The organism is Rhizobium sp. Root491 (genome assembly GCF_001427205.1).
GTDB lineage: Bacteria > Pseudomonadota > Alphaproteobacteria > Rhizobiales > Rhizobiaceae > Agrobacterium > Agrobacterium tumefaciens.
The window spans coordinates 548,345-568,295 of the sequence record NZ_LMFF01000012.1 but is presented as its reverse complement, the minus strand read 5'-3'; the positions used below and the strand labels follow the sequence as shown (position 1 = coordinate 568,295).

The window sequence follows — 19,951 nt, the reverse complement described above, 5'->3', positions numbered from 1 at the left end:
AGCCCTGCCTGCCGCTCTCTCCACAGTGTCACGTCGCAAATTGACGATGATGCGTTGACAACCGTGCGTGGATTTGACCAGAGTCCCGCCCGACATGTCTGTTGCGGGGAGAAAACTGATGTCGTTGCGCGCGCTCGTCCGGATCTCGTTGATTGCGGTCTCAACCGCCATTACTTTTATTCCAGCTGTGGCGGCGGAACCTTCCCGCAAGGTGGTTACCACCAAAAATGGCGATTATTTCGGGTTCGATCTCAGAACCGAGCAGAATGTCTCGCTTGAGCAGTGCGGCGAGATTTGCGTCGGCGATACCGCCTGCAAGGCGTTCACCTACAATCCCAAGGTGCAATGGTGTTTCCTTAAATCGGATTTCAATCAGCTCAATGCCTTCCCCGGTGCCGTCGCCGGCAAGATCGTGCAGGTTGTCGCTGAAGCCGATATCGGTGCACCGCAGCGTCTTTCTTTCGTGACTGATAGCCTGCAGCAGGAAGCGCGCCGGCTGAAATCGGGCCTTGCGGCAAGCGCGGAGCAGCAGAGCCAGGGACTGGAGAACCTGCTGCAAACGGCAAGGCAGCAGGCGGCAGCCGACGCGATCGAAACCTACAAGGCGGCTCTTGCGATTTCGCCCGATGACGGTGCTCTCTGGGCCGAATTTTCGCAAAGGGCGGCGCAGGTTGCCGACAATTACGCGATTGCGGGCCAGGCCGCTTCCGCTGCCATCAATGCCTATCAGTTGAGCCGCACGGTCAGTGCCCGCACCGAGGCGTTGAACCGGCTGGCCCAGGCTTTCGAAAAGACCCAGAATTATCGCGCGGCGCTTAATGCCTATAAGGAGAGCCTCACACTTTCCGATAATGCGCAGACGAAGGCGGCCTATGCCGATCTGCGCACGCGCCAGGGATTCCGCGTCATCAACAATACGATTGATACGGATAGTGTCAGCCCGCGCGCATGCGTGCAGTTTTCCGAACCGCTGGTGAAGAACGGTGTCGATTATTCCTCTTTCGTCACATTGGATGGTGCTGCACCCAAGGCGATCGAGGCGAAGGGCAGTGAGATTTGCGTCGAGGGGCTGACCCATGGTCAGCGTTACAAGATTGCGTTCCGCGCCGGCCTGCCGTCCTCGGTGGAAGAACCGCTGGAAAAGCAGGTCGATCTCGATATCTACGTGCGTGACCGTGCAGCGAGCGTCCGCTTCACCGGCGAGAACTTCGTGCTGCCGGGCACGGCGCGGCGCGGCATTCCCATTGTTTCGGTCAATGCCGAAAAGGCCGATCTGAAGCTTTACCGTATTGGCGACCGTAACATCACGTCGGTCTTGGCAAACTCGCAGTTTTTGACGCAGATGGACGGTTACAACGCCGACCGTATTGAAAACGAGCTCGGCGAGCTGGTCTGGCAAGGTTCGATAGACATTCAGCCGGACCTCAACAAGGACGTAGTGACGAGCTTTCCGGTGGACGAAGCCTTGCCGGAGCGGAAGCCCGGCATCTATGTGCTGACCGCCGTACCGCCCGGCACCGCACCGGAGACATGGGATTCGCGCGCCACGCAGTGGTTCCTCGTTTCCGATACGGGCATCACCACCTATGCCGGCACCGATGGCCTGAACGTATTCGTGCGCTCGCTCGGCAGCGCCGCACCGCTTGGCGGGGTGGACTTGCAATTGCTCGCCAAGAACAACGAAGTGCTCGGCACTGCAAAGACGGATGCAGACGGCAGGGCAGTATTTTCGGCAGGCCTGATGCGTGGCACAGCGGCGCAGGCGCCAGCCATCCTCACAGCGCGCAACGGCGACAAGGACTACGTCTTTCTGGACATGACGCGCGCCGGTTTCGATCTTTCCGACCGTGGTGTGACTGGCCGCGCGGCCCCCGGCGCCATCGACGTGTTCAGCTGGACAGAGCGCGGCATCTACCGCGCCGGCGAGACCGTGCACGCGGCAGCGCTGGCCCGTGATGTTGACGGCAAGGCGATCGAGGATCTGCCGCTGACCTTCATCTTCTCGCGTCCTGATGGCGTCGAGGACCGGCGTTTCGTGAGTGACGGCAAGGCGCTCGGCGGCCATGCGGTCGATCTGCCCTTGCAGGCGAATGCCATGCGCGGCACCTGGACGCTGCGCATTCATACCGATCCGAAAACGGCTGCGATCAGCGAAAAGAGCTTTCTGGTCGATGATTTCGTGCCTGATCGCACCGAATTTGATCTCTCCAGCAAGGTGAAACAGATCGAGCCGGGCGCGGAAACGGCAATCGACGTCGATGGCCGTTATCTCTACGGCGCGCCCGCAGCTGGCCTGACGCTGGAAGGTGAGGTCGCCGTCAAGCCGACCCGGACGAGTACCGACTTCGAGGGTTATTTCTTCGGTCTAGCGGATGAGGAAAGCGAAGAGGAAAATCGCACCGCGCTTGCCGATCTTCCGGCGCTGGACGAAGAAGGCAAGGCAAGCTTCAATGTCGATCTGACGGATTTGCCTTCCACCACGCAGCTGCTTTCCGCCAACATCACCGTTCGGATGCGCGAGGCCGGTGGCCGCGCCGTCGAACGATCTCTGACGCTGCCGGTGAAGGCGCAAGCACCTGTCATCGGCATCAAACCGCAGTTTTCGGGTGATCTCGCCCAGAATTCCGTTGGCCGTTTCCACATTATCGGCGTGACAGCTGATGGCGCGAAACAGGCGATGAGTGGCCTCAGCTGGAAGCTGATCAAGGTAGAGCGAAACTATCAATGGTATCGTCAGGGTAACTCCTGGCGGTACGAACCGGTGGAATATACCAAACAGACCGAAACCGGCACGGTTTCCGTCGATGCCAATGGCGGTGAGATTTCCGTGCCTGTCACCTGGGGCCGCTACAGGCTGGAAGTGGAAGGTGCCGGCAATGGCGCACCGGTTTCGAGCGTCGAATTTGATGCTGGTTTCTACGTCGAGGCAAGCTCGACAGAGACGCCGGATGCGCTGGAAATCGCGCTGGACAAACAAAACTACAAGATCGGTGATACCGCAAAACTCAAGGTATCGTCGCGTTTTGCCGGTCAGCTGATGGTCACGTCAGGTTCGGAAAAGCTGATTTCCGTGCAGAATGCTGAGATCGGTGAGGATGGCGGCGAGATCGACATTCCCGTTACCGAGGAATGGGGCGCGGGGGCGTATGTGACGGCCACGCTGTTCCGTCCGGGCGATGCGCAGGAAAGCCGCATGCCGATGCGCGCCATAGGCATCAAGTGGCTTGCCGTCGATCCCGCCGAGCGCAAGCTTGCGGTAACGCTAGGCGCGCCGCAGAAGACGCTGCCGCGTCAGCCGCTTGAAATTCCGATCAGTGTCGCCGGCGCGGGCGTGGGCGAAAAGGCCTATGTCATCGTCGCGGCTGTGGATGTCGGCATATTGAACCTCACCCGCTATGAACCGCCGAAGCCGGATGAATGGTATTTCGGTCAGCGACGGCTGGGGCTGGAAATCCGCGACCTCTATGGCCGCCTGATCGACGGCTCGCTTGGCGCCACCGGTCGCCTGAGAACGGGCGGTGATGGCGGGGGCGCAGCACTGCAGGGCAGCCCGCCCACCGAAAAGCTCGTGGCCTTCTTCTCGGGACCTGTCGAACTTGACGCACACGGCAAGGCGACGGTGAGCTTCGATATTCCTCAGTTCAACGGCACGGCCCGCATCATGGCTGTCGCCTGGACGAAGACGGGCGTGGGACATGCGGTCTCCGACGCCGTCATTCGAGATCCCGTGGTGGTGACGGCCAGTGCACCGAAGTTCCTCGCGCCCGGCGATGTCTCGCAATTGCGGCTCGATATCGCCAATACCGATGGCGATGCCGGCGACTACCGGCTGGATGTGACCAGCAACACGGCACTTACGGTCGATCAGGGTGAGATGTCGCAGACCCTGGCACTGCAAAAGGGCGGCAAGTCGTCGCTGACCGTGCCGTTAACAGGCGAACAGCCGGGCAATGGCGCAATCACCATCAAGGTCTCCAATGCCGCCGGTCTTTCGCTGGAGCAGGTATTGAATGTTCCCGTGCGTCCAGCCGTTCTGCCGGTCACGACGCGGCGTGAAATCAAGATCGCGCCCAATAGCAGCCTGACGATCAATGGCGACCTTCTGGCCGATAGCATGCTTCTCGGTTCGTCCGTCGCCGTCAACGTCACACGCTCGCCAGCCTTCGATATTCCGGCGCTGGTGATGATGCTCGACAAATATCCTTACGGCTGCGCCGAGCAGACGACGAGCCGCGCTTTGCCGCTGCTTTATCTCTCGGAAATGACCAAGGATAGCGGCATTGCCGAGGACCCGGATACCCGCCGCCGCGTGCAGGAGGCGATCTACCGGGTGCTGTCCTTCCAGTCGAGTTCCGGCAGTTTCGGCCTCTGGTCTCCCGGTTACGGAGATCTGTGGCTGGATGCCTATATCAGCGACTTCCTGACCCGTGCGCGCGAGCAGGGTTACGATGTTCCCGAACAGGCGATGGTGCAGGCTTTGAGCAACCTGCAAAACGGTCTTTCCTACGATAGCAACGTCAAGGATCGGGGCAACGAGATCGCCTATTCGCTTTACGTTCTGGCGCGCAACCGCAAGGCGGCGATCAACGATCTCAGATATTATGCGGATACGGCGCTTGCCGATTTCCCCACACCGCTTGCCAAGGCGCAGGTTGCCGCAGCCCTTTCGCTTTATGGAGATCAGGCACGCGCGAAGACTGTGTTCGGTGCCTCGCTCGATATGGCGAGCCGTGCCACCAAGGTTAGCTTCGCAAGGGCGGATTACGGTTCCGCCCTGCGTGATGGCGCAGCGACGCTGGCGCTTGCGGCGGAAAGCCGTCCGGTTCCTGCCGTCGTGCCGCAACTTGCAGGTGCCGTGGCGAAGGAATGGGAAAAGAAACCCTATACCAGCACCCAAGAACAGGCATGGATGCTGCTTGCCGCCCGCGCCGTCAAAGGTGAGGACAAGGATATCCGTCTTGATGTGAACGGCGATTTGCAGACCGGCGGTTTCGGCAAGCGGATGAGCGGCGACGAATTGCTGGCGGCACCCTTGAAGATCGCCAACGCGTCGGCTGATCCGGTCACGGCGGTGGTCACCACGGTCGCGCCCCCGGCACAACCGCTTGCCGCCGGTGGCGAGGGCTTCACCATTACCCGTACCTATTATTCCATGGATGGCGAGGAGGTGAACGCGAGCGAGGTGGTGCAGAACGAGCGTTACGTGGCGGTGCTGAATGTCACGCCTAAAAATGACTGGCAAGCACGCATTCTCGTGACTGACCTTCTGCCTTCCGGTTTCGAGATCGACAATCCGAGCCTCGTCAATTCTGCCGCCCTTTCGAATTTCGACTGGTTGCCGGAAACCGAAGCTGCGCATACCGAATTCCGCTACGACCGGTTCGTGGCGGCCTTCGATCGCACGGCTGGCGACAGTTCGGAAATCACGCTGGCCTATGTGGTCCGGGCCGTCACCCCGGGCACTTATGATCATCCGGCGGCCTCGGTCGAGGATATGTACCGGCCGCAATTTTCCGCCCGCACGGCAACGGGCCGCATGGAGGTGCGTTCGGCAACCCCATGAGGCGAAAAAAGGCGATCATCGTCGGCATCGTGTCGGCCGCTCTGCTTGTAGGCGGTGCGGCCTTCGGTCTCGATGCGCTGGACAAAGCCTATCCACCACCACTGGAGGCTGCGCAGCAGCGGTCCTTCGAGGTGCTGGATAGAGACGGGCGGTTGCTGCGCGCATTTGCGACACCTGATGGCCGCTGGAGGCTGAAAACCAGCGCTGCAGAAGTCGATCCGCAGTTCCTGCGCATGCTGATCGCTTACGAGGACCAGCGTTTTTACGACCATCACGGCATTGACCCGTGGTCGCTGCTGCGCTCCGCCTGGCAATTGGCAAGCAACGGCCGGATCGTCTCCGGCGCCTCGACGCTTTCCATGCAGGTGGCGCGGCTGATCGAACCGCGCACCGACCGGTCGTTTTCGGCGAAGTTTCTGCAGGGATTGCGCGCGCTCCAGATCGAAAGACGGCTCGACAAGGTGGAAATCCTCGATCTTTATCTGAATATCGCGCCTTATGGCGGCAATCTTGAGGGTGTTCGTGCCGCAAGCCTCGCCTGGTTTGGCAAGGAGCCCGCCCGGCTCGACACGGCGGAGGCGGCTCTTCTGGTTGCGCTGCCGCAATTGCCGGAGAAACGCCGACCGGACCGCTTTCCGGATGCGGCAAGGCAGGCGCGGGAGAGGGTTTTGCAGCGCCTTGCCGTGGAACGCGTGGTGGGTGAAGGCGAAGCAGAGCGGGCGACCCTTGCAGCCGTTCCCGCCAACCGGCGTGATCTGCCGGCCTATGCACCGCATATGGCGGCTGCCGCACGCGTGAAGTTTGCCAATGCCACCGAGGCGCACTCGACGCTCAGATTGCCGATCCAGCGGGAACTGGAAGCCGTTGCCCGCCATGCAGCGGAAAAGCTGACAGAAAAGGTCTCCGTCGCCATCGTCATGGCCGACGCGCAGACCGGTGATATTGTGGCTGAAGTTGGTTCCGCTGATTATCTCGATACTGCAAGGCGCGGTTTCGTGGAGATGAGCCGCGCCGTGCGCTCGCCGGGCTCCACTCTCAAGCCATTCATCTATGGCCTTGCCTTTGAAAATGGTCTCATCGGGCAGGAAACCATCATCGAGGATCGCCCGGCGGATTTTTCCGGTTACCGCCCGCGTAATTTCGATATGCATTATCAGGGTGATGTCAGCATCAGGCAGGCACTGCAACTGTCGCTCAATGTGCCCGCCGTAAAGCTTCTGGATGCTGTCAGCCCATCTGCGCTGATGGTGCGTTTTCGCCGCGTGGGCGTGAAGCTCGTGCTTCCCACCACCGAGGCGCCGGGCCTTGCCATTGCGCTAGGAGGTGCTGGTATTTCGCTGGTTGATCTGGTGCAGCTTTATGCGGGCCTTGCCGGCGGCGGCGACCCTGTGCGGCTGGGGGACGGTGTGCGCTCCGCGCCGCAACGGCTTGCCGGAGATCGGCTGTTTGCCGACGCTGCGATCTGGAACGTCTCCGACATCCTGTCCGGTGTGCTGCCGCCACTCGGCATGAAGCAGCGCGGCATCGCCTACAAGACCGGCACCAGCTACGGTTACCGTGATGCCTGGTCGGTAGGTTATGACGGGCGGCATGTCATCGGCGTCTGGGTCGGTCGTGCCGATAACGGCGCCGTCCCGGGCATTGCCGGTTATGCGACGGCAGCCCCGATCCTCTTCGAGGCTTTCGAGAAATCCGGCGTGGCGATCACGCCAATGCCTGCTGCACCTTCTGGCGTCGCGCGGGTGGCCGTGAGCGACCTTCCCGCCAACCAGCGGCGTTTCACATTGACCGCAAGCGGCCTGCTTTCGGCCTCAAGGCGCGAAAGCGCGCCGCGCATCGTCTATCCACCGGAAGGGGCTAGGGTGGAGCTCTCCAGCCAGTCAGGCATTTCGCCGCTAGTGCTGAAGCTGCAAGGCGGCCGCGCGCCCTTCCGCTGGCTCGCCAACGGCAGGCCGCTCCCGGATGCTTCGCTCCGCCGCAACAGCGAATGGCGACCGGAAGGGCAGGGGTTTTCAACGCTGACCGTGATAGACGCCGATGGCCGCGCTTCGAGCGTGCGCGTTTTCATCGAGTGAATTTTTGACGGCTTGCGCACCACGCTGCTGAACGCCGCGTCGCAGGCAGCTTCTTGCCCGCGTCATAGAAGTTCATTTGCAGAGACCTGATGCAACGTGGAAGGAGGAACGGCGATCACGCAACGTCGAGTGAATGACGATCGATACGCTCCTGAAGTGCGACCACAACCGCATGCAGGAATTCTCTGCATCGAGGGTCGACGGTCTTCGCCAGTGTCATTTCCAGCCGGCTGCGGATCTTGTCCATGAACCCAACATGATCGAAGCTGTCGGCGGCGATATTTACCTCGACTTCTTCCATATAGTGCAACAGGTGCGGTTCCAGTGCGAGATTTGGGTCCATCCGGTATCTGGTGGCCATCTGCTCTGCAAGCGTTCCCATCTGTACGTATGGGCCATATTCGTTGATCATTCTGTCTCCTTCATCGGGTGTGAGCATCTTAGATAGGTGCTGTTTGTGGATGCACGAGATGTGTTTCCGATCAAACGCGCAAAAGACCGGAGCTAATTGGTAAAACGAACGTGACCAATCGATGCGGTCGCCGTTCGAAAATACCGGTGTGCACGCTGACCGAAACGGGACAGCTATTATGTTTGTCTAGGACTAGAGCCGCATGGCGAGCAGTGAAGCGGGTCACGACATTCCGCTCTTTTCTATATTATTGTTTTAAACTGAATTTACAGGAAAATGGTGTCCACGAGAGGTGTGCCACCTTATTTCTTAGTATTTGTTTTTATTTCGCTTTCCGCTCTCATTCCCTCACCTGAAACAGGGTGAGGGGCTGTTATGTTCCCGATCTGATCCGCCACGATGCGGCTTGTCTCGATACCGAGGCGGCGCCTATCGATACCACGGGTGTATATTTCTGCGGTTGCGAGGTTGGTCCAACCATACTGGGCGAGCAGGTGATGCGACGCTGCGCCACCTTCGGCGGCAAGGGTCGCGCTGAGCTTTCGCAGACCGTGAGCGGACTTATAGACCTTCGCCTCGTTGCACTGGTCCCGAAACCAATTCCCGAAACTTTCCTTAACGAATGGCTTCCCGCGGGAAGTCTCGACCAGGTGCAGGCCTTTGCGAGGTGTGGCATTAATGACGGTGATCAGATCGTCGGAAAGTTCTACGGTGATCCGCGCGCCTGTCTTCTCTGTATCCATGGAAAGGATCTTGCCGCTGATGTGCTGGCGACCGGCCCTTACAAGATCCGATCGACGTAGGCCCGCCAAGAGCATAAGCTCCATCGCGAGCCGCGCGGTCGTGCCGATTTCGTATTTCTGACGGAACGCCTTAACCTCGTCCATGGTCCAAGCCGGAAAGCCACCCTTCTTATAGTCCGGGGCTTCCACGCCAAGCGATGGATCCACGGCCACCAGCCGCATCTTCTTTGCCCAGCCAAACATGCCGCGCATCACCTTGAGGAAATTCCCGGCCTGCGCCGGCGTCTCGTGACGCTTATCAACGCCTTCTTGAATGACGTCCTGGGTGACGACTTTTAGCGATGACTTTGAAGCGGTTTTGAGCACCTTCGCCATGATCAGCCGTTGCTGCTTTTGGGTAGCGGCGCTGTATCCTGCCCACTTCGCGCTCTCCGTCGTATATCGCTCCCACAGCCAGCCCAGAGTACCTTCGTGCGTCGTCTCCACGTTCACCGGTGAACCGTTCAGCGCAGCCATGTACGCCGCTTTGAACTCAGGATCGTTGGGATTGGGCAGGCGGATCCGCTTCCCTTTTCCAAGACGAAAATAAAAGACCCACTTGTTATGGCGGGTCTTCTGCTTGTGCACATGTGGGTAAAGTTTTCTCGGCATGCCCGAGATATCACAGTACGGGACGCGAGTAGTCAATTCCCTTCCCCTTTTCGTTCTCTGAACTCGGTATGACGGTGATGACGGTATCGCCGACCTTTATCTCGATCCGACAGCCTGAATTGTTGGCAACCTCGGCGGCCCGCATCATGTCCTGCTTCCTCAAAATTGCTGGCTGGGTCATGCGACGTTCCCCGCAAGGAGATTGAATAGTGAAGATTGATTACGCTCAATGCGGGACCATGCCTTTGGGTTGATCCAAAGGACTTCGATGCGGGCCTTGGCGCCATCCGTATGGGCTTTTGTCTCGACGCGGTGCCAGCCAATCATTGCCTTGTCGTAAAGATCAGAAGGATAACCAGAGATAACGACCATCGCGCTCGAGGCGTCGATCGCGGCCAAAAGCGCCGAGTGATCAGCGTCGGTCATCTCATGAGTGTAGTACTTGCCGCTGCGCGTTTCGGAAACGTATGGAGGATCGAGGTAGATCAAGGCGTCGTCGCGGTCATATCGGGTGATGAGCTGCTTGGCGTCGCAGTTTTCAATCAGAACGTGAAGGAAGCGACCAGCTACTAGAGCAACCTGGTCAGGGAGATCGGCAAGAGAACGGAGCCTCGATGTGAATCCATCCGGATTTGTTCTCGCGTCAAATCCCGATTTTGCCAATGCACCTTTTGAATTCATTCCCATAAAGGATCTGACGATGAAGCGACGGGTCGCTTCAAGCTCGTCGTCTACAGGCTCGTAAAGACCCCTGTATTCGTCTCTGGCGTAGGGCGTAAGCGCAATCGCCCGTGTGAGTTCGTCGCTTTGGTCTCGGATAATTCTGAACATCCGCACGAGGTCTTGATCGAGATCGTTGTAGATCTCGGACAGTGCACGTGGCTTTTGCAGAAGCACGGATGCTGCGCCACCGAAAGGCTCGACGTACACTTTATGAGGTGGGAAGTGGTCAATTACCCAGGGGGCAATTCGCCACTTGCCGCCGTGCCAGCGCAAGATTGGTCTCGTGGGACTCATGCGCTCACCTCGCTGTCACTGTCACCTGCGAAAACCTCCGCACAGCGCATCCGGCACGCTTCCTCGCGGCGCATCGCGTTACGTTTCCTCGTGACCATCTCCAGATGCTTCGGATCTGGATTGACGCAAAGCCGGTTCCGGCACTTATGATCAAGCTCTTTTTTGCCTGGAATATATCCGTGCTCGTTGGTCCACATCGCGATGTGAACCGCTACGGTCTGACCGCCGAGTGACATGCGAGGGTAGCCGTGGCCGCGCCCGCTGGCGCCCGACGTTGGGCCGGTCCAGAGCCAGCAGCCCGTGACCGGATCAATGCTGACACGGCTCATGATCTTTTCGCGGATAGACTGACGGCGGCTCATTATGCAGCGCCCATCTGTCGCTGCTGTTGCGACTTCCATTTCACATATTCGATGAAGGACATGCTTCCGTCATAGTCGAGCCACGCCTGATAGCGCTGCTGCCCGCGCGTGAGCTTGGGCGGCGCTGGGCTATGATCCAAAACTGCGCGTTTTCCGGCTTCGGTAACCCAGAAAGCATCATCGCCGCCGGCAAGTGGATGGTTCTTGCGGATACCCATGTATCCAGCCTCGACGAGCGCTACGCAATCGGCATGATCCGCGCTGCCCTCACCGGTCACGAAATGGTTGCGATAGAACGTACCTCGTCCGTATTCGTCGAGGCCAAGGGAATGTTGCAGGATGTGTAGCTCCTTAGAATCCATCGGCGCTATCCTCCTGCTTTGAGGGAGACGCGTACTTCCTTGCCCTCGCTACGATCAGCATTTCCTTTTGGAACTGCTCTCTCGATATCCTTCCCGCCCGGAAATCCTCTCGGATATTTGCCTCGGCGTCATTGATCATCTCTGGTGTTGGGTTATCGCTCATCCGTCAGCCCTCCTGCTTTGCGGGTGCTTCTGGATCGAAGCCGGGAAGCGGGCCGCGTCCATGACGGGTCGAGCGTTTGGCGCGAATGCGGGCTATCGTTTCTGGGCGTTGAAGCTTTTCCAGATCAGCCTCGGCGCATTCCGAAAGGTCATATCCTGCGACAACGCAGAGCGATGCAAGCGTCAACATGGCGGCCCCGATCTCTTTGGCAGGTTCGCCCTTGGCTCGACTCCATGTGTAGCGCACAAGCTCGATAGCATCTTCCTCTGTCATCCCGAACGCTTGAACCGTCTCTCCTGCTTCTTCCCAGAACCGGGCGCGGCGCTCTTCAACATCTGTGGGGTCGTCGTGAAATAAGGCGCGGTGTGCGGCTTCAACACGCTGCTGAAACCCCGCCACGTCCTGCACCTGTGCGGCGAGGGCGGCATAAGCGGCTCTGGCGCGGCGTAAGTCGCCAACGGTGATATTGTCGTTGAACGACTTCTCCCCGTCATCAATATCCTGTCCGTCATATATATCGGCATCAGTAGCGAACGGCTCCAAAGCCTTCACGGCCACGGATGGCGCGGACTGTTGCGCGCGCTCAAAAACCGGGAAAGCGCGTGGATCGTCTTTGTTGCTTATCCACATCGCACCGAATGGTATGTTCTGGACGAACGTCTCCTCGCCGTGCCTTAGCCAGGCCACCGGCTGCGCATCGGTCGGTGCGTCGTTTCTTGCTACAACGCCATCCTCGTATCCGCGCCGATATGTAGCCGCGCGCCGACGTTTTTCCCGATTGAGTTTCGAACCCGCGCTGCTCATTCGCCGATCCTCCGCAAATGATGGTAGGTTTCAAGGAAGGCCTCGGCAGCCGCGTGCGGATTCTCCCATGGAAAAATCTCGGCGTCGAATGGCTGGATGCCGTTGAGCATGCCCCACTTTTCGCCACGGGTCGGCATCAGGTCGCGCTGCTCTGTCGCCAACATCCGCAAATCAAGATGCTTAATGTAAGTATGGTCGGGAACGGTAATCCCGAACCGCGCAAGACCAGCGCTCTCGCATCGCTTCTCAATCCGCTTGTAATCCGGGCATTGTGACTTAAGTGGCGCGTTCATATCGCCACAGGTTGCCTCGCCAACCTCATGCAACAAGGCTGCCAGCTTGTGACCTGGTTCGGCATGGCCCGCCATCACGACGCAATGTTGTGATATCGGATAGTACACGCGCTTTCCGGTACGACGGCTGACGCAATGACCGGTGAAGCGAGACTGGAAAGACAGGCTGTAGGCCACGTCCTCGATCGTCAGTTCTGCGGCCTCCGGATTGTCGAAGTCAAAATAGGTTCCTGATCCAAGAAGGATTGTCGGTCCTATGATGCGGTGAACAGGTGCAGTTAGCTCAGTCATCAGGAAACCCTCATAGGCATGACGATGTAGTCCTCGTCGGCGTCGCCATCCGGCGTGATGTGACCCGGCGCGCCCGGATCCGTGCCGTAGAGGCGAAACGATGTGGTTGAAATGCTGGACAGGGTCTCGTTGAAAAACACCCCGTTGAACCCGCGCAGATGGCTTTCGCCGTCGAATTCAATATCTACATTCTCCACGGCGCTCTGGCCTGTCGTCGTCGCCAGCTCGATCTGCATTGAGCCTTCGGAGATGCCGAGCTTGATCGCCTCGCGCGTCGTATCGCCAGCAATGACGCAGGCGCGGGTTATCGCCTTGCTGATTGATTCTCGGTCTGCGCGCAGGAACACGCGGTCCCGGCTGGGAACGATGCGACGATAGTCCGGAAACGTTCCGTCGATGAGCTTTGACACGAGCTTGATATCCTCGCACTCAATGACGAGTTTTCTATCGTTAACGTAGAAAGAGCATATTGCCTTGCTGTGGCCCATCAGCTTGCGGATCGCCTGAACCGTCTTCGTAGGGACGATGGGCGGCTCGAAACTGGTCAATTCGTTTGGAGAAATGCGCGATACAGCCATTTTCAGGCCATTCGTAGCGACGATCGCGAGCTTCCCGCTCTCCAACCCCTCAATGAAAGCACCCATGAGGTATGGGCGATCCTTCATGGTGGTGTTGATGGCGTAGGTCACCTTGCCGAGAGCATCGGTCAGGAGATTTGCATGGACCGTGAATGCCAGTGGCGGCCTATCCGAGCCGATAGACGGGAAATCTGATACCGGCAGGGTGTGGAGGTTATAGCGTGACCTCCCGCCGCTGATCGCCACCTGTCCCGGAAATTTTCCAGGTGCTAGGGTGATTTCGGCAGACTCCGGCATATTCTTGACGATCCGATAAAACTCATCTGCCGAAATCGTAAGCCCATCACTGGCGGACGCCTCCAACAGCTCGCAATGCGTCTCGATCTCCAGATCAAGATTTGTCCCGCGCAACAGCAGGCGATCGCCATCGGGCTGTAAAAGCACGTTTGTGAGGATCGGAATGCTGTCCTTTGTCGGGACCGCTTCGTTGACCGCAGCAAGCGCCACCAGAAGCTCGGACCGATGCGCGCGGAAATAGATTGCTTCTTTGCTCATGGCGCCCTCAGTTCCGTTTTCCGGTGATGAGGTCGGCAATCGCCCGCTCGTGGGAGGGGGGGGCAAGATCAAAATGGCGCGACAGGATATCCATCGCCTCATCAACATTGCCTTCTGCCATGCGGCGATAGGCCTGCCCGACGTGATACAGGTCGCTATTGTCGAGCTTGTTCAGTTTGTCGTAGGCATCGACGATGTCGTCTTCGTCGAGGTCGCCGATTTCGACTTCCACCTTCGCATTGAACGTAAGGTCGGCCAGGCTCTCCGCCTCAAGGCTGTGTTCCTTCAGCCATGCCAGAACGCGGTCATCGTTGTTGTCGTTTGCGAAATCGATGGTGACTTCCTGATTTACCTGCATTGACGGCTCTCCAGAATCTTTGCGTACATGCTGGGGCAGGGCAGAGTGATGCTGCTGCCGAAGCGACGGATGACGACGGTGGTGAAATCGAAACGGGCCTCGCTCCATGTCTTGCCGTAGAGCGGGGCCGCGAGGCCAAGCTCCCGGCATCGCTCGGTGACGCGCTTGACGCCTGCGCCGTAATGATCGGCAATCTGGGTGCGGCCCATGCCGCGCTGAATGCATTGAGCGAGCATAACGGGCGACGGCAACTTTCTGCCGCCGAGCTTATCGGTGTGCCGCATGGTGGACACTCCTTTCGTGGATGTTCAGGGATTTAAGAAGGTTGCGGCTATCCGCCCACTTGGCGTGGCCGACCCACGCAGCAAGAAACTTTTCCAGCCGCTGATGATCGCCGCCGGCGCGATAGGCGCGGATCTTGCGCTTTGCCCGCGCGACACTGTCGCGGCGCAACAGCTTGTGCGTCGGCCAGATGCGATAACCGACGAAGTTGGCGCCTCGGCTGGCTGGCTGGATGCTCCATTTGGAGAACCGGAGGCCAAGCCGCTCGCGTGACAGATCCTCGATCGAGGCGCGCACCTTGCGCAGGTGTTCAGACGAATGTCCGAGAACGACGATATCGTCCATGTAGCGATACCAGTGGCGCTCGCCGAGATCCTGCTGCAAATGCCGGTCGACGACACCGCCATAGATGTTGGCGAAGATCTGGGAAAGCAGGTTGCCGATCGGCAGGCCGATACCGTCACGCGGCAGCATGGTCTCGATCAGGCGCAGCGTGGCGCGGCAGGGAATCTTCGCCTCGATCAGCTGCCACAGCGCGCCGCGCTCGATGCTGGCAAAGTACCGGGAAAAATCTGTCTTGAGGATATAGAGAGGCGCACCGTCACGCGTGAGCCTGCGCATGTCCGACTGCATAGCCTTTGCCGCAGCGTGAGTGCCCTTGCCCGGACGGCAGGCGTAACTACCCGGTAAAAGCGTTGCCTCGAATATCGGTTCGATGATGGCGCACAGCGCATGCTGGGCAACGCGATCCTCAAAGGGCAGCGCCGAAATCATCCGCTCCTTCGGATCGAATATCTTGAAATCGTGTGGCTTACCGGGACGGTAGGAACCGTCGCGCATGGCTGTCGCCAGATCCTCCAGATTGAGGATCGAAAATTCGTTGAACTCCAGAAATCCTGTCGACAGACGCTTGCCGTTGGCTGTGCGGCGCAGGGCATGACGCATGTTGGCGTCTGATGTTATCTGGCCGATAAGGTTCCGGTACTTCTTTCCCATGATAACCACTCCGGATTGCCGGTCGCGGGTTTCGACAGTGCGTGCACCGCTACTCCCCGCTGTACCGGACCCTGCTATGTGTTCGCCGAAGCCGGACGGACGGGCCGACCACCTTAGCGGCTGGGCATCGTTCGCCGTGCCGCCCGTGGAAGATGACCGGCGTGACCGTGATCGCCGCCGAGTCGTGAATAGGTCGTCGCTCGCGCCGCGCGCCCCGATGTTCTCGTTCGAGTTCTCGGGCCAGTAGTCCAAGTTCGCGTACCGGGAGCCGGCGTTCTCGCCGTTGATCCAGGAGCCGCCAAAGATGGACGGACGCAACAGCATCATGACCCCGACCGCCCGTTGCCTTTTGCGGACCTGATCCACTGCCCAAGCATCGATCCGGTTTCAGCGATATGGCGCAGCGCCACAGCATGCTGACGGTGGGTTACGAACTTGAGGTCTGGACCAGTCGCAAAGCGCAACCAGAAGCGCAGCGCTGCCAGATTGGCGTCTGCTGCGTAGAGCTTTGAGGCCTGTTTCGACTTCGCTGCCTGATAGAGATAACTGACCTGGTCAAACAGCAGCCCGATCAGCTTGTCGCGCAACACTGAATGGCTGCGCGGGCAACGCTGAAAGATCGGGTACAGGTAGGCCACAGCTTTCTCGAATTTCTCGACGATCGCCAGATCCTGCGGATTTACATATTCATCACGTGTCATAACTGGCGATCATCCGTTTCAGGGGACCCGCGCTTTCGCGCAGGTCAGGCAAGGTTCAGGTGGTCGCTCGCGCCGCGCGCCCCGATGCCCCCGTTCGAGTCCCCGGGCCAGCAGTCCAAGTGCGCGTACCGGGAGCCGGCGAGCTCGCCGAAGAACCAGGAGCCGCCAAAGATGGACGGACGCGGGTTATCCGGATCGCCGTCCGTGCCCCACTGCCACATGGTCCCGGTGATATCGAACAGGCCCAACTTGCTGATGAAGTTGCTGGCGTTGTCGTCGAGCGCGCCGGTCACGGTCGGCTCATCCTCGCGAGAGTTCCTCTCCTTCACGCCATAGGCGGCTGCAAAGAACTCCTCTGCACCAAGAAGGCGCTTGCCATGGCCGGTGTAGATTTCTACCGCCGTCGCATAGTCGAGCTTTTTGTATCGGCTCTGGCCATCGAGCTTCATCGGCAGGTCACGACCATCGGCGATGATCGCCTTTGCGCGGCTGGTGCCCTGCTCGTGGTGGTCGGCGTCAAGAAGATAGATATCGACCCAAATGAGCTTTCCGCCCAGAAGTTCGACGAGCGCCATGCCGCGCGGATCCGGGCAGGATGGACGGAAGCCGATATCCCAGATGGAGTACGGATTGATTGCCGGAGTGTTGTCGCCGCCCTCGCGTGCCGTGGCATTGCCGCCCGGCGCAAAATGAAAGCCGCCAAAATACCGCTCGGCGGTCGGCTTACCTTCCAGAATTTCCGCGATCGGCAAGCCGTACTCATCGATGGTGACACCATAGTCACGGCCCGGTACGGGATTGTCGATCAAAACGGGCGTGTTGGTTTCGAAGAAATTGGTGCGATCGCCCGTCGTGATCGCGACGCCCGCCTTCACGAATACTTCGGTGCGATTGTACTTGGCCAGAACCGGGGCTGACCGGTCGCGAGGCTGGATGGAGATGCCGCAAAGGGCGGTTTCGGCTGTAGCCGTCATGGTGATAATCCTGATTGAGAGAGAGAAAGAGACCCGCGCTTTCGCGCGCGTCAGGCAGGCGTCAGGTGGTCGCTCGCGCCGCGCGCCCCGAGGTTCCCGAGCGAGAACTCGGGCCAGTAGTCCAAGCTCGCGTACCGGGAGCCGGCGTGCTCGCCGACGAACCAGGAGCCGCCAAAGATGGACGGACGCGGATCCTCAATGTCGCCATCCGTTCCCCAAACCCAGAGATTTCCGGTTGCCTGCATCAAGCCAAAGCGGCTGGTTCGCGCTGCATCAAGGCCGGTTGCGCGGGGGCGATTGTCGGCGCTGGAGCGTTCAGTCACGCCAAGTGCGGCGGCGCGGAACTCGTCATAGGTCAGCAGGCGCTTGCCGTGGCCTTCGATGATGGATTTCGCGGTCGGATAGTCGAGCACATCAAGGGTGCTGCCGGTCGCGAGAGGCACGCTAAAGCGGCTGGTGCCGTCATTGGCGTGGTCCACGCCAAGAAGATAGATATCGACCCAGACGATATTGCCAGCGATGACGCGCACCATACCGCGCGGATCCGAGCAGGCGGGACGGTACTCGATATCCCAAAGGGAATGTGGATTGATGGCGGGAACGCTGTCACCCCCTTTGCGCTCGACCGCATTACCGCCTGGTGCAAAATGGAAACCGGCGAAGAAGTTGCCGTTCAATGGATTGTCGTTCGCAACCGTGGCGAAGAGATCGCCGACAGCATTGATGCCGACAGCATAATCGCTACCGGGAACCAGTTCGTCGATCGCAATTGCGGTCTCGTAGTCATACGAATAGGTGCGGTCGTCAATCTCGACGAGTGCGCCAGCTTTGATGGAAATGGAAGTCAGGCCGGTCACAAGCAGGATCGGTGAACCGGGGCTGGGATTGTGAATGCTGATGTTCTGCGGTTCGGCAGGCGTCGTCATGGTTTTGTCCTCTGTTAGGTTTGGCTTGAAGTGGTCAGACGCGAGCAGCCGCAGCGTGCATGCGTTCGATTTCGGAGAGACGGGTGGCGCAGAGTGCGACGCCGCCAAGGCAGCCGAGCAAAAGCACGGCGGTTGCGCAGGCCAGAAAGAAGCGGCCATAGGGAACGGCGCTGGCCTTGCGGAAGGTGCCAAGGTCATGCCGGGTCTGCGGGATCATCGGGGAAATGTGGATCAAAGCTGCCTCCATCCGTTTCGGATGCCGCCTCGGGGCAGAGACGGTCACCGAAACCGGACGTGGCGTCAGGCTGCGCGGCGCTCCAGCACGCGCTTGTCGTATGCGCGGTTGATGGCGGCGGGTCCGCAGCGAGTGATTTCCGCGCTTGTGAACCATTCGCGAAGAGCGGTCACGGTGCAGCCTTCGCCCACGCGCAGCATGGCGTCGGACATTACGTCCACAAGCTCATTGTCGTCTTTGGTTTTGATCTGCATGTCGGTCTCCATCCGTTGAAGGTTGGACCGGGCGGCTTCGAGGTTGAGAGGGGTGTGGTCGCCGCCCGGTCTGTCTCCGAGCCGTGAGGTCAAGCGGCTTGGATGGACGGAATTTCGCGATAATCGCAAAATAAGTCAAGCGGTATTTTCGCGATAATCGCGATTTATGTTGCGATGATGAGCGGCTTCGCCGCGAACTTCGCGAAAACGAATCACCAAAATGCGACTCGACTCTTCCCAGCGAAGATGCTTTTTTAAGGTGAACGTAACAAGAACATGGGGTGAGAGAATGAAGAGGCCGCCAATCGATCACCCGGACGCGATGCGTCTAATCGTAGAGTTGTCCAGCCTCTACGTGGCTTGTGATGATTGTGGTAACTCGCGGACTTTAGGTTTGGAAAACCTGCGCAAAGTTGGTGATCTTGGCGTATTCAATTACATGCAGCTATGCCGGAAGATCAGGTGCAGTGAGTGCCCTAAAACACTTCCGGCGTTCAGAAATTTGACTATCCGGCCAACTTGGCGGGCCGAGAACGTCAGTCACAACATTGCGTGAAAAACAACCTTGTGGATGCTGAATACTTTGTCGGACGGGAACTCTAATTCGTGTGTCTCGCCAGAGCCTGGATTGTATTGATAGAGACGAAGAATGTCGGAACTCTGACTCTCAAAGCGCTTAATGTAACTAGATACCTCATCATCCTCGAAATCTCCGAGTATTTGAACGATCACATCGTCGCCCTTCCTGTATCTCGCGTGAGGATTCGCCCAAGCGGTCTCCCCATGGTAGAAGCGCGGCTCGCCAGATGTTCCTTGTATTTGAACGGCATAGGCCCCTTCCACTCCTTCGAGGCCAGGCGGGCAAAACACCCGAGCAATGTCTTGGCCGTTCATGATGAAGCGCCCATTTGGGCCTGCTGAAATTTGGCCCCTTAAGGGAATAGATACGTCGCCGGGAAACGCTTGCCACCGAGGAGGGAAGCTCGCATTGGGCGTTGGTCGCTTGCCCTGAGTGATGAGTGGCGTTTCGGTGGAGGGCGTGAGCCAGCTTACCATTTCTTCGTAACCGGGCGGAAGCTCCTGAAAGTATCGCGCCATGCCCTCGATCTCTTCCGGGGTGATTTTTCGCGGTTCCACTGTATTGGGTCGCATCCTGCTTAACTTCGTCGGGGACACGCCAATTTTTTCCGCGAGTTCACTAGCGGTGCCGCGTCCGGATGCCTTGAGCTTCTGGTCGAGCCAGTTCTTAATTTCATACTGAGGATCTTGCATAATTTCGACTTTCGCGTAATTCGCAAAAAAATCCATCGCGAAAAACGCAACAAAAGGATTGACAATAAATCGCGATAATCGCAA

20 protein-coding genes are annotated in these 19,951 nt (G+C 58.9%); 2 read left to right on the top strand and 18 right to left on the bottom strand.

The window, feature by feature from the left end; translation table 11 throughout:
• The first annotated feature begins 118 nt into the window (after positions 1-118).
• Both ASD46_RS13605 and pbpC read left to right on the top strand, forming a co-directional pair.
• Positions 119-5,563 carry an alpha-2-macroglobulin family protein gene (locus ASD46_RS13605; RefSeq protein ID WP_060642427.1) on the top strand — a complete coding sequence of 1,815 codons (5,445 nt, stop codon included), beginning with the start codon at positions 119-121 and terminating at the stop codon, positions 5,561-5,563.
• Positions 5,560-7,638, top strand: coding sequence for a penicillin-binding protein 1C (gene pbpC, locus ASD46_RS13600; RefSeq protein ID WP_060642426.1), 2,079 nt, complete (start codon positions 5,560-5,562; stop codon positions 7,636-7,638). The genes ASD46_RS13605 and pbpC overlap by 4 nt, the downstream gene beginning before the upstream one ends.
• 115 nt (positions 7,639-7,753) lie before the next feature.
• Here pbpC and ASD46_RS13595 read toward each other — a convergent pair whose 3' ends face one another.
• The 18 genes from ASD46_RS13595 to ASD46_RS13515 form a co-directional block, all read right to left on the bottom strand.
• On the bottom strand, positions 7,754-8,050 hold the full coding sequence (locus tag ASD46_RS13595; protein ID WP_013761805.1) for a hypothetical protein: 297 nt from the start codon (positions 8,048-8,050) through the stop codon (positions 7,754-7,756).
• A gap of 302 nt (positions 8,051-8,352) precedes the next feature.
• The gene (locus ASD46_RS13590) at positions 8,353-9,444 is read right to left on the bottom strand and encodes a tyrosine-type recombinase/integrase (RefSeq protein WP_060642425.1); all 1,092 of its coding nucleotides are present in this window, start codon (positions 9,442-9,444) and stop codon (positions 8,353-8,355) included.
• Between the two features lie 10 nt (positions 9,445-9,454).
• Positions 9,455-9,625, bottom strand: coding sequence for a hypothetical protein (locus ASD46_RS27095; protein ID WP_156390054.1), 171 nt, complete (start codon positions 9,623-9,625; stop codon positions 9,455-9,457).
• Entirely contained in the window at positions 9,622-10,440 is an 819-nt protein-coding gene (locus ASD46_RS13585; RefSeq protein WP_323455126.1) for a DNA adenine methylase, read from the bottom strand. Before ASD46_RS13585 ends, ASD46_RS27095 begins: the two co-directional genes overlap by 4 nt.
• A 17-nt stretch (positions 10,441-10,457) precedes the next feature.
• On the bottom strand, positions 10,458-10,826 hold the full coding sequence (locus tag ASD46_RS13580; RefSeq protein ID WP_060642510.1) for an HNH endonuclease signature motif containing protein: 369 nt from the start codon (positions 10,824-10,826) through the stop codon (positions 10,458-10,460).
• Positions 10,823-11,185, bottom strand: coding sequence for a hypothetical protein (locus ASD46_RS13575; RefSeq protein WP_060642423.1), 363 nt, complete (start codon positions 11,183-11,185; stop codon positions 10,823-10,825). The genes ASD46_RS13580 and ASD46_RS13575 overlap by 4 nt, the downstream gene beginning before the upstream one ends.
• 166 nt (positions 11,186-11,351) lie before the next feature.
• Positions 11,352-12,152 carry a hypothetical protein gene (locus ASD46_RS27795; protein ID WP_323455125.1) on the bottom strand — a complete coding sequence of 267 codons (801 nt, stop codon included), beginning with the start codon at positions 12,150-12,152 and terminating at the stop codon, positions 11,352-11,354.
• Positions 12,149-12,736 (bottom strand): hypothetical protein, encoded by a 588-nt coding sequence (locus ASD46_RS13565; protein WP_060642422.1) that lies wholly within the window; start codon positions 12,734-12,736, stop codon positions 12,149-12,151. The genes ASD46_RS27795 and ASD46_RS13565 overlap by 4 nt, the downstream gene beginning before the upstream one ends.
• Entirely contained in the window at positions 12,736-13,869 is a 1,134-nt protein-coding gene (dnaN, locus tag ASD46_RS13560) for a DNA polymerase III subunit beta (RefSeq protein WP_060642421.1), read from the bottom strand. Before dnaN ends, ASD46_RS13565 begins: the two co-directional genes overlap by 1 nt.
• Positions 13,870-13,876: 7 nt before the next feature.
• Positions 13,877-14,227: a hypothetical protein gene (locus tag ASD46_RS13555; protein WP_060642420.1), complete on the bottom strand. Its 351-nt coding sequence runs from the start codon at positions 14,225-14,227 to the stop codon at positions 13,877-13,879.
• Positions 14,218-14,511, bottom strand: a complete 294-nt coding sequence (locus ASD46_RS13550) for a hypothetical protein (RefSeq protein ID WP_060642419.1) — start codon at positions 14,509-14,511, stop codon at positions 14,218-14,220. The genes ASD46_RS13555 and ASD46_RS13550 overlap by 10 nt, the downstream gene beginning before the upstream one ends.
• Complete coding sequence (locus ASD46_RS13545) at positions 14,495-15,505, bottom strand: reverse transcriptase/maturase family protein (RefSeq protein WP_060642418.1); 1,011 nt, start codon at positions 15,503-15,505, stop codon at positions 14,495-14,497. The genes ASD46_RS13550 and ASD46_RS13545 overlap by 17 nt, the downstream gene beginning before the upstream one ends.
• A gap of 323 nt (positions 15,506-15,828) precedes the next feature.
• On the bottom strand, positions 15,829-16,206 hold the full coding sequence (avd, locus tag ASD46_RS13540; protein ID WP_060642417.1) for a diversity-generating retroelement protein Avd: 378 nt from the start codon (positions 16,204-16,206) through the stop codon (positions 15,829-15,831).
• Positions 16,207-16,250: 44 nt separating this feature from the next.
• Positions 16,251-17,180, bottom strand: coding sequence for a hypothetical protein (locus tag ASD46_RS13535; RefSeq protein ID WP_060642416.1), 930 nt, complete (start codon positions 17,178-17,180; stop codon positions 16,251-16,253).
• 50 nt (positions 17,181-17,230) lie between these two features.
• Complete coding sequence (locus ASD46_RS13530; protein WP_060642415.1) at positions 17,231-18,106, bottom strand: hypothetical protein; 876 nt, start codon at positions 18,104-18,106, stop codon at positions 17,231-17,233.
• Between the two features lie 34 nt (positions 18,107-18,140).
• Entirely contained in the window at positions 18,141-18,341 is a 201-nt protein-coding gene (locus ASD46_RS13525) for a hypothetical protein (RefSeq protein WP_141682319.1), read from the bottom strand.
• A 65-nt stretch (positions 18,342-18,406) separates the two neighbouring features.
• Positions 18,407-18,595, bottom strand: coding sequence for a hypothetical protein (locus ASD46_RS13520; RefSeq protein WP_060642413.1), 189 nt, complete (start codon positions 18,593-18,595; stop codon positions 18,407-18,409).
• A gap of 540 nt (positions 18,596-19,135) precedes the next feature.
• Complete coding sequence (locus ASD46_RS13515; RefSeq protein ID WP_323455124.1) at positions 19,136-19,903, bottom strand: helix-turn-helix transcriptional regulator; 768 nt, start codon at positions 19,901-19,903, stop codon at positions 19,136-19,138.
• Between the last annotated feature and the right edge of the window lie 48 nt (positions 19,904-19,951).

Bases quoted from the DNA above. Each gene is read 5' to 3' on its own strand.
- ASD46_RS13605 (WP_060642427.1), top strand. From the start codon at position 119: ATGTCGTTGCGCGCGCTCGTCCGGATCTCGTTGATTGCGGTCTCAACC.
- pbpC (WP_060642426.1), top strand. From the start codon at position 5,560: ATGAGGCGAAAAAAGGCGATCATCGTCGGCATCGTGTCGGCCGCTCTG.
- ASD46_RS13595 (WP_013761805.1), bottom strand. From the start codon at position 8,050: ATGATCAACGAATATGGCCCATACGTACAGATGGGAACGCTTGCAGAG.
- ASD46_RS13590 (WP_060642425.1), bottom strand. From the start codon at position 9,444: ATGCCGAGAAAACTTTACCCACATGTGCACAAGCAGAAGACCCGCCAT.
- ASD46_RS27095 (WP_156390054.1), bottom strand. From the start codon at position 9,625: ATGACCCAGCCAGCAATTTTGAGGAAGCAGGACATGATGCGGGCCGCC.
- ASD46_RS13575 (WP_060642423.1), bottom strand. From the start codon at position 11,185: ATGGATTCTAAGGAGCTACACATCCTGCAACATTCCCTTGGCCTCGAC.
- ASD46_RS27795 (WP_323455125.1), bottom strand. From the start codon at position 12,152: ATGAGCAGCGCGGGTTCGAAACTCAATCGGGAAAAACGTCGGCGCGCG.
- ASD46_RS13565 (WP_060642422.1), bottom strand. From the start codon at position 12,736: ATGACTGAGCTAACTGCACCTGTTCACCGCATCATAGGACCGACAATC.
- dnaN (WP_060642421.1), bottom strand. From the start codon at position 13,869: ATGAGCAAAGAAGCAATCTATTTCCGCGCGCATCGGTCCGAGCTTCTG.
- ASD46_RS13555 (WP_060642420.1), bottom strand. From the start codon at position 14,227: ATGCAGGTAAATCAGGAAGTCACCATCGATTTCGCAAACGACAACAAC.
- ASD46_RS13550 (WP_060642419.1), bottom strand. From the start codon at position 14,511: ATGCGGCACACCGATAAGCTCGGCGGCAGAAAGTTGCCGTCGCCCGTT.
- ASD46_RS13545 (WP_060642418.1), bottom strand. From the start codon at position 15,505: ATGGGAAAGAAGTACCGGAACCTTATCGGCCAGATAACATCAGACGCC.
- avd (WP_060642417.1), bottom strand. From the start codon at position 16,206: ATGACACGTGATGAATATGTAAATCCGCAGGATCTGGCGATCGTCGAG.
- ASD46_RS13535 (WP_060642416.1), bottom strand. From the start codon at position 17,180: ATGACGGCTACAGCCGAAACCGCCCTTTGCGGCATCTCCATCCAGCCT.
- ASD46_RS13530 (WP_060642415.1), bottom strand. From the start codon at position 18,106: ATGACGACGCCTGCCGAACCGCAGAACATCAGCATTCACAATCCCAGC.
- ASD46_RS13520 (WP_060642413.1), bottom strand. From the start codon at position 18,595: ATGCAGATCAAAACCAAAGACGACAATGAGCTTGTGGACGTAATGTCC.
- ASD46_RS13515 (WP_323455124.1), bottom strand. From the start codon at position 19,903: ATGGATTTTTTTGCGAATTACGCGAAAGTCGAAATTATGCAAGATCCT.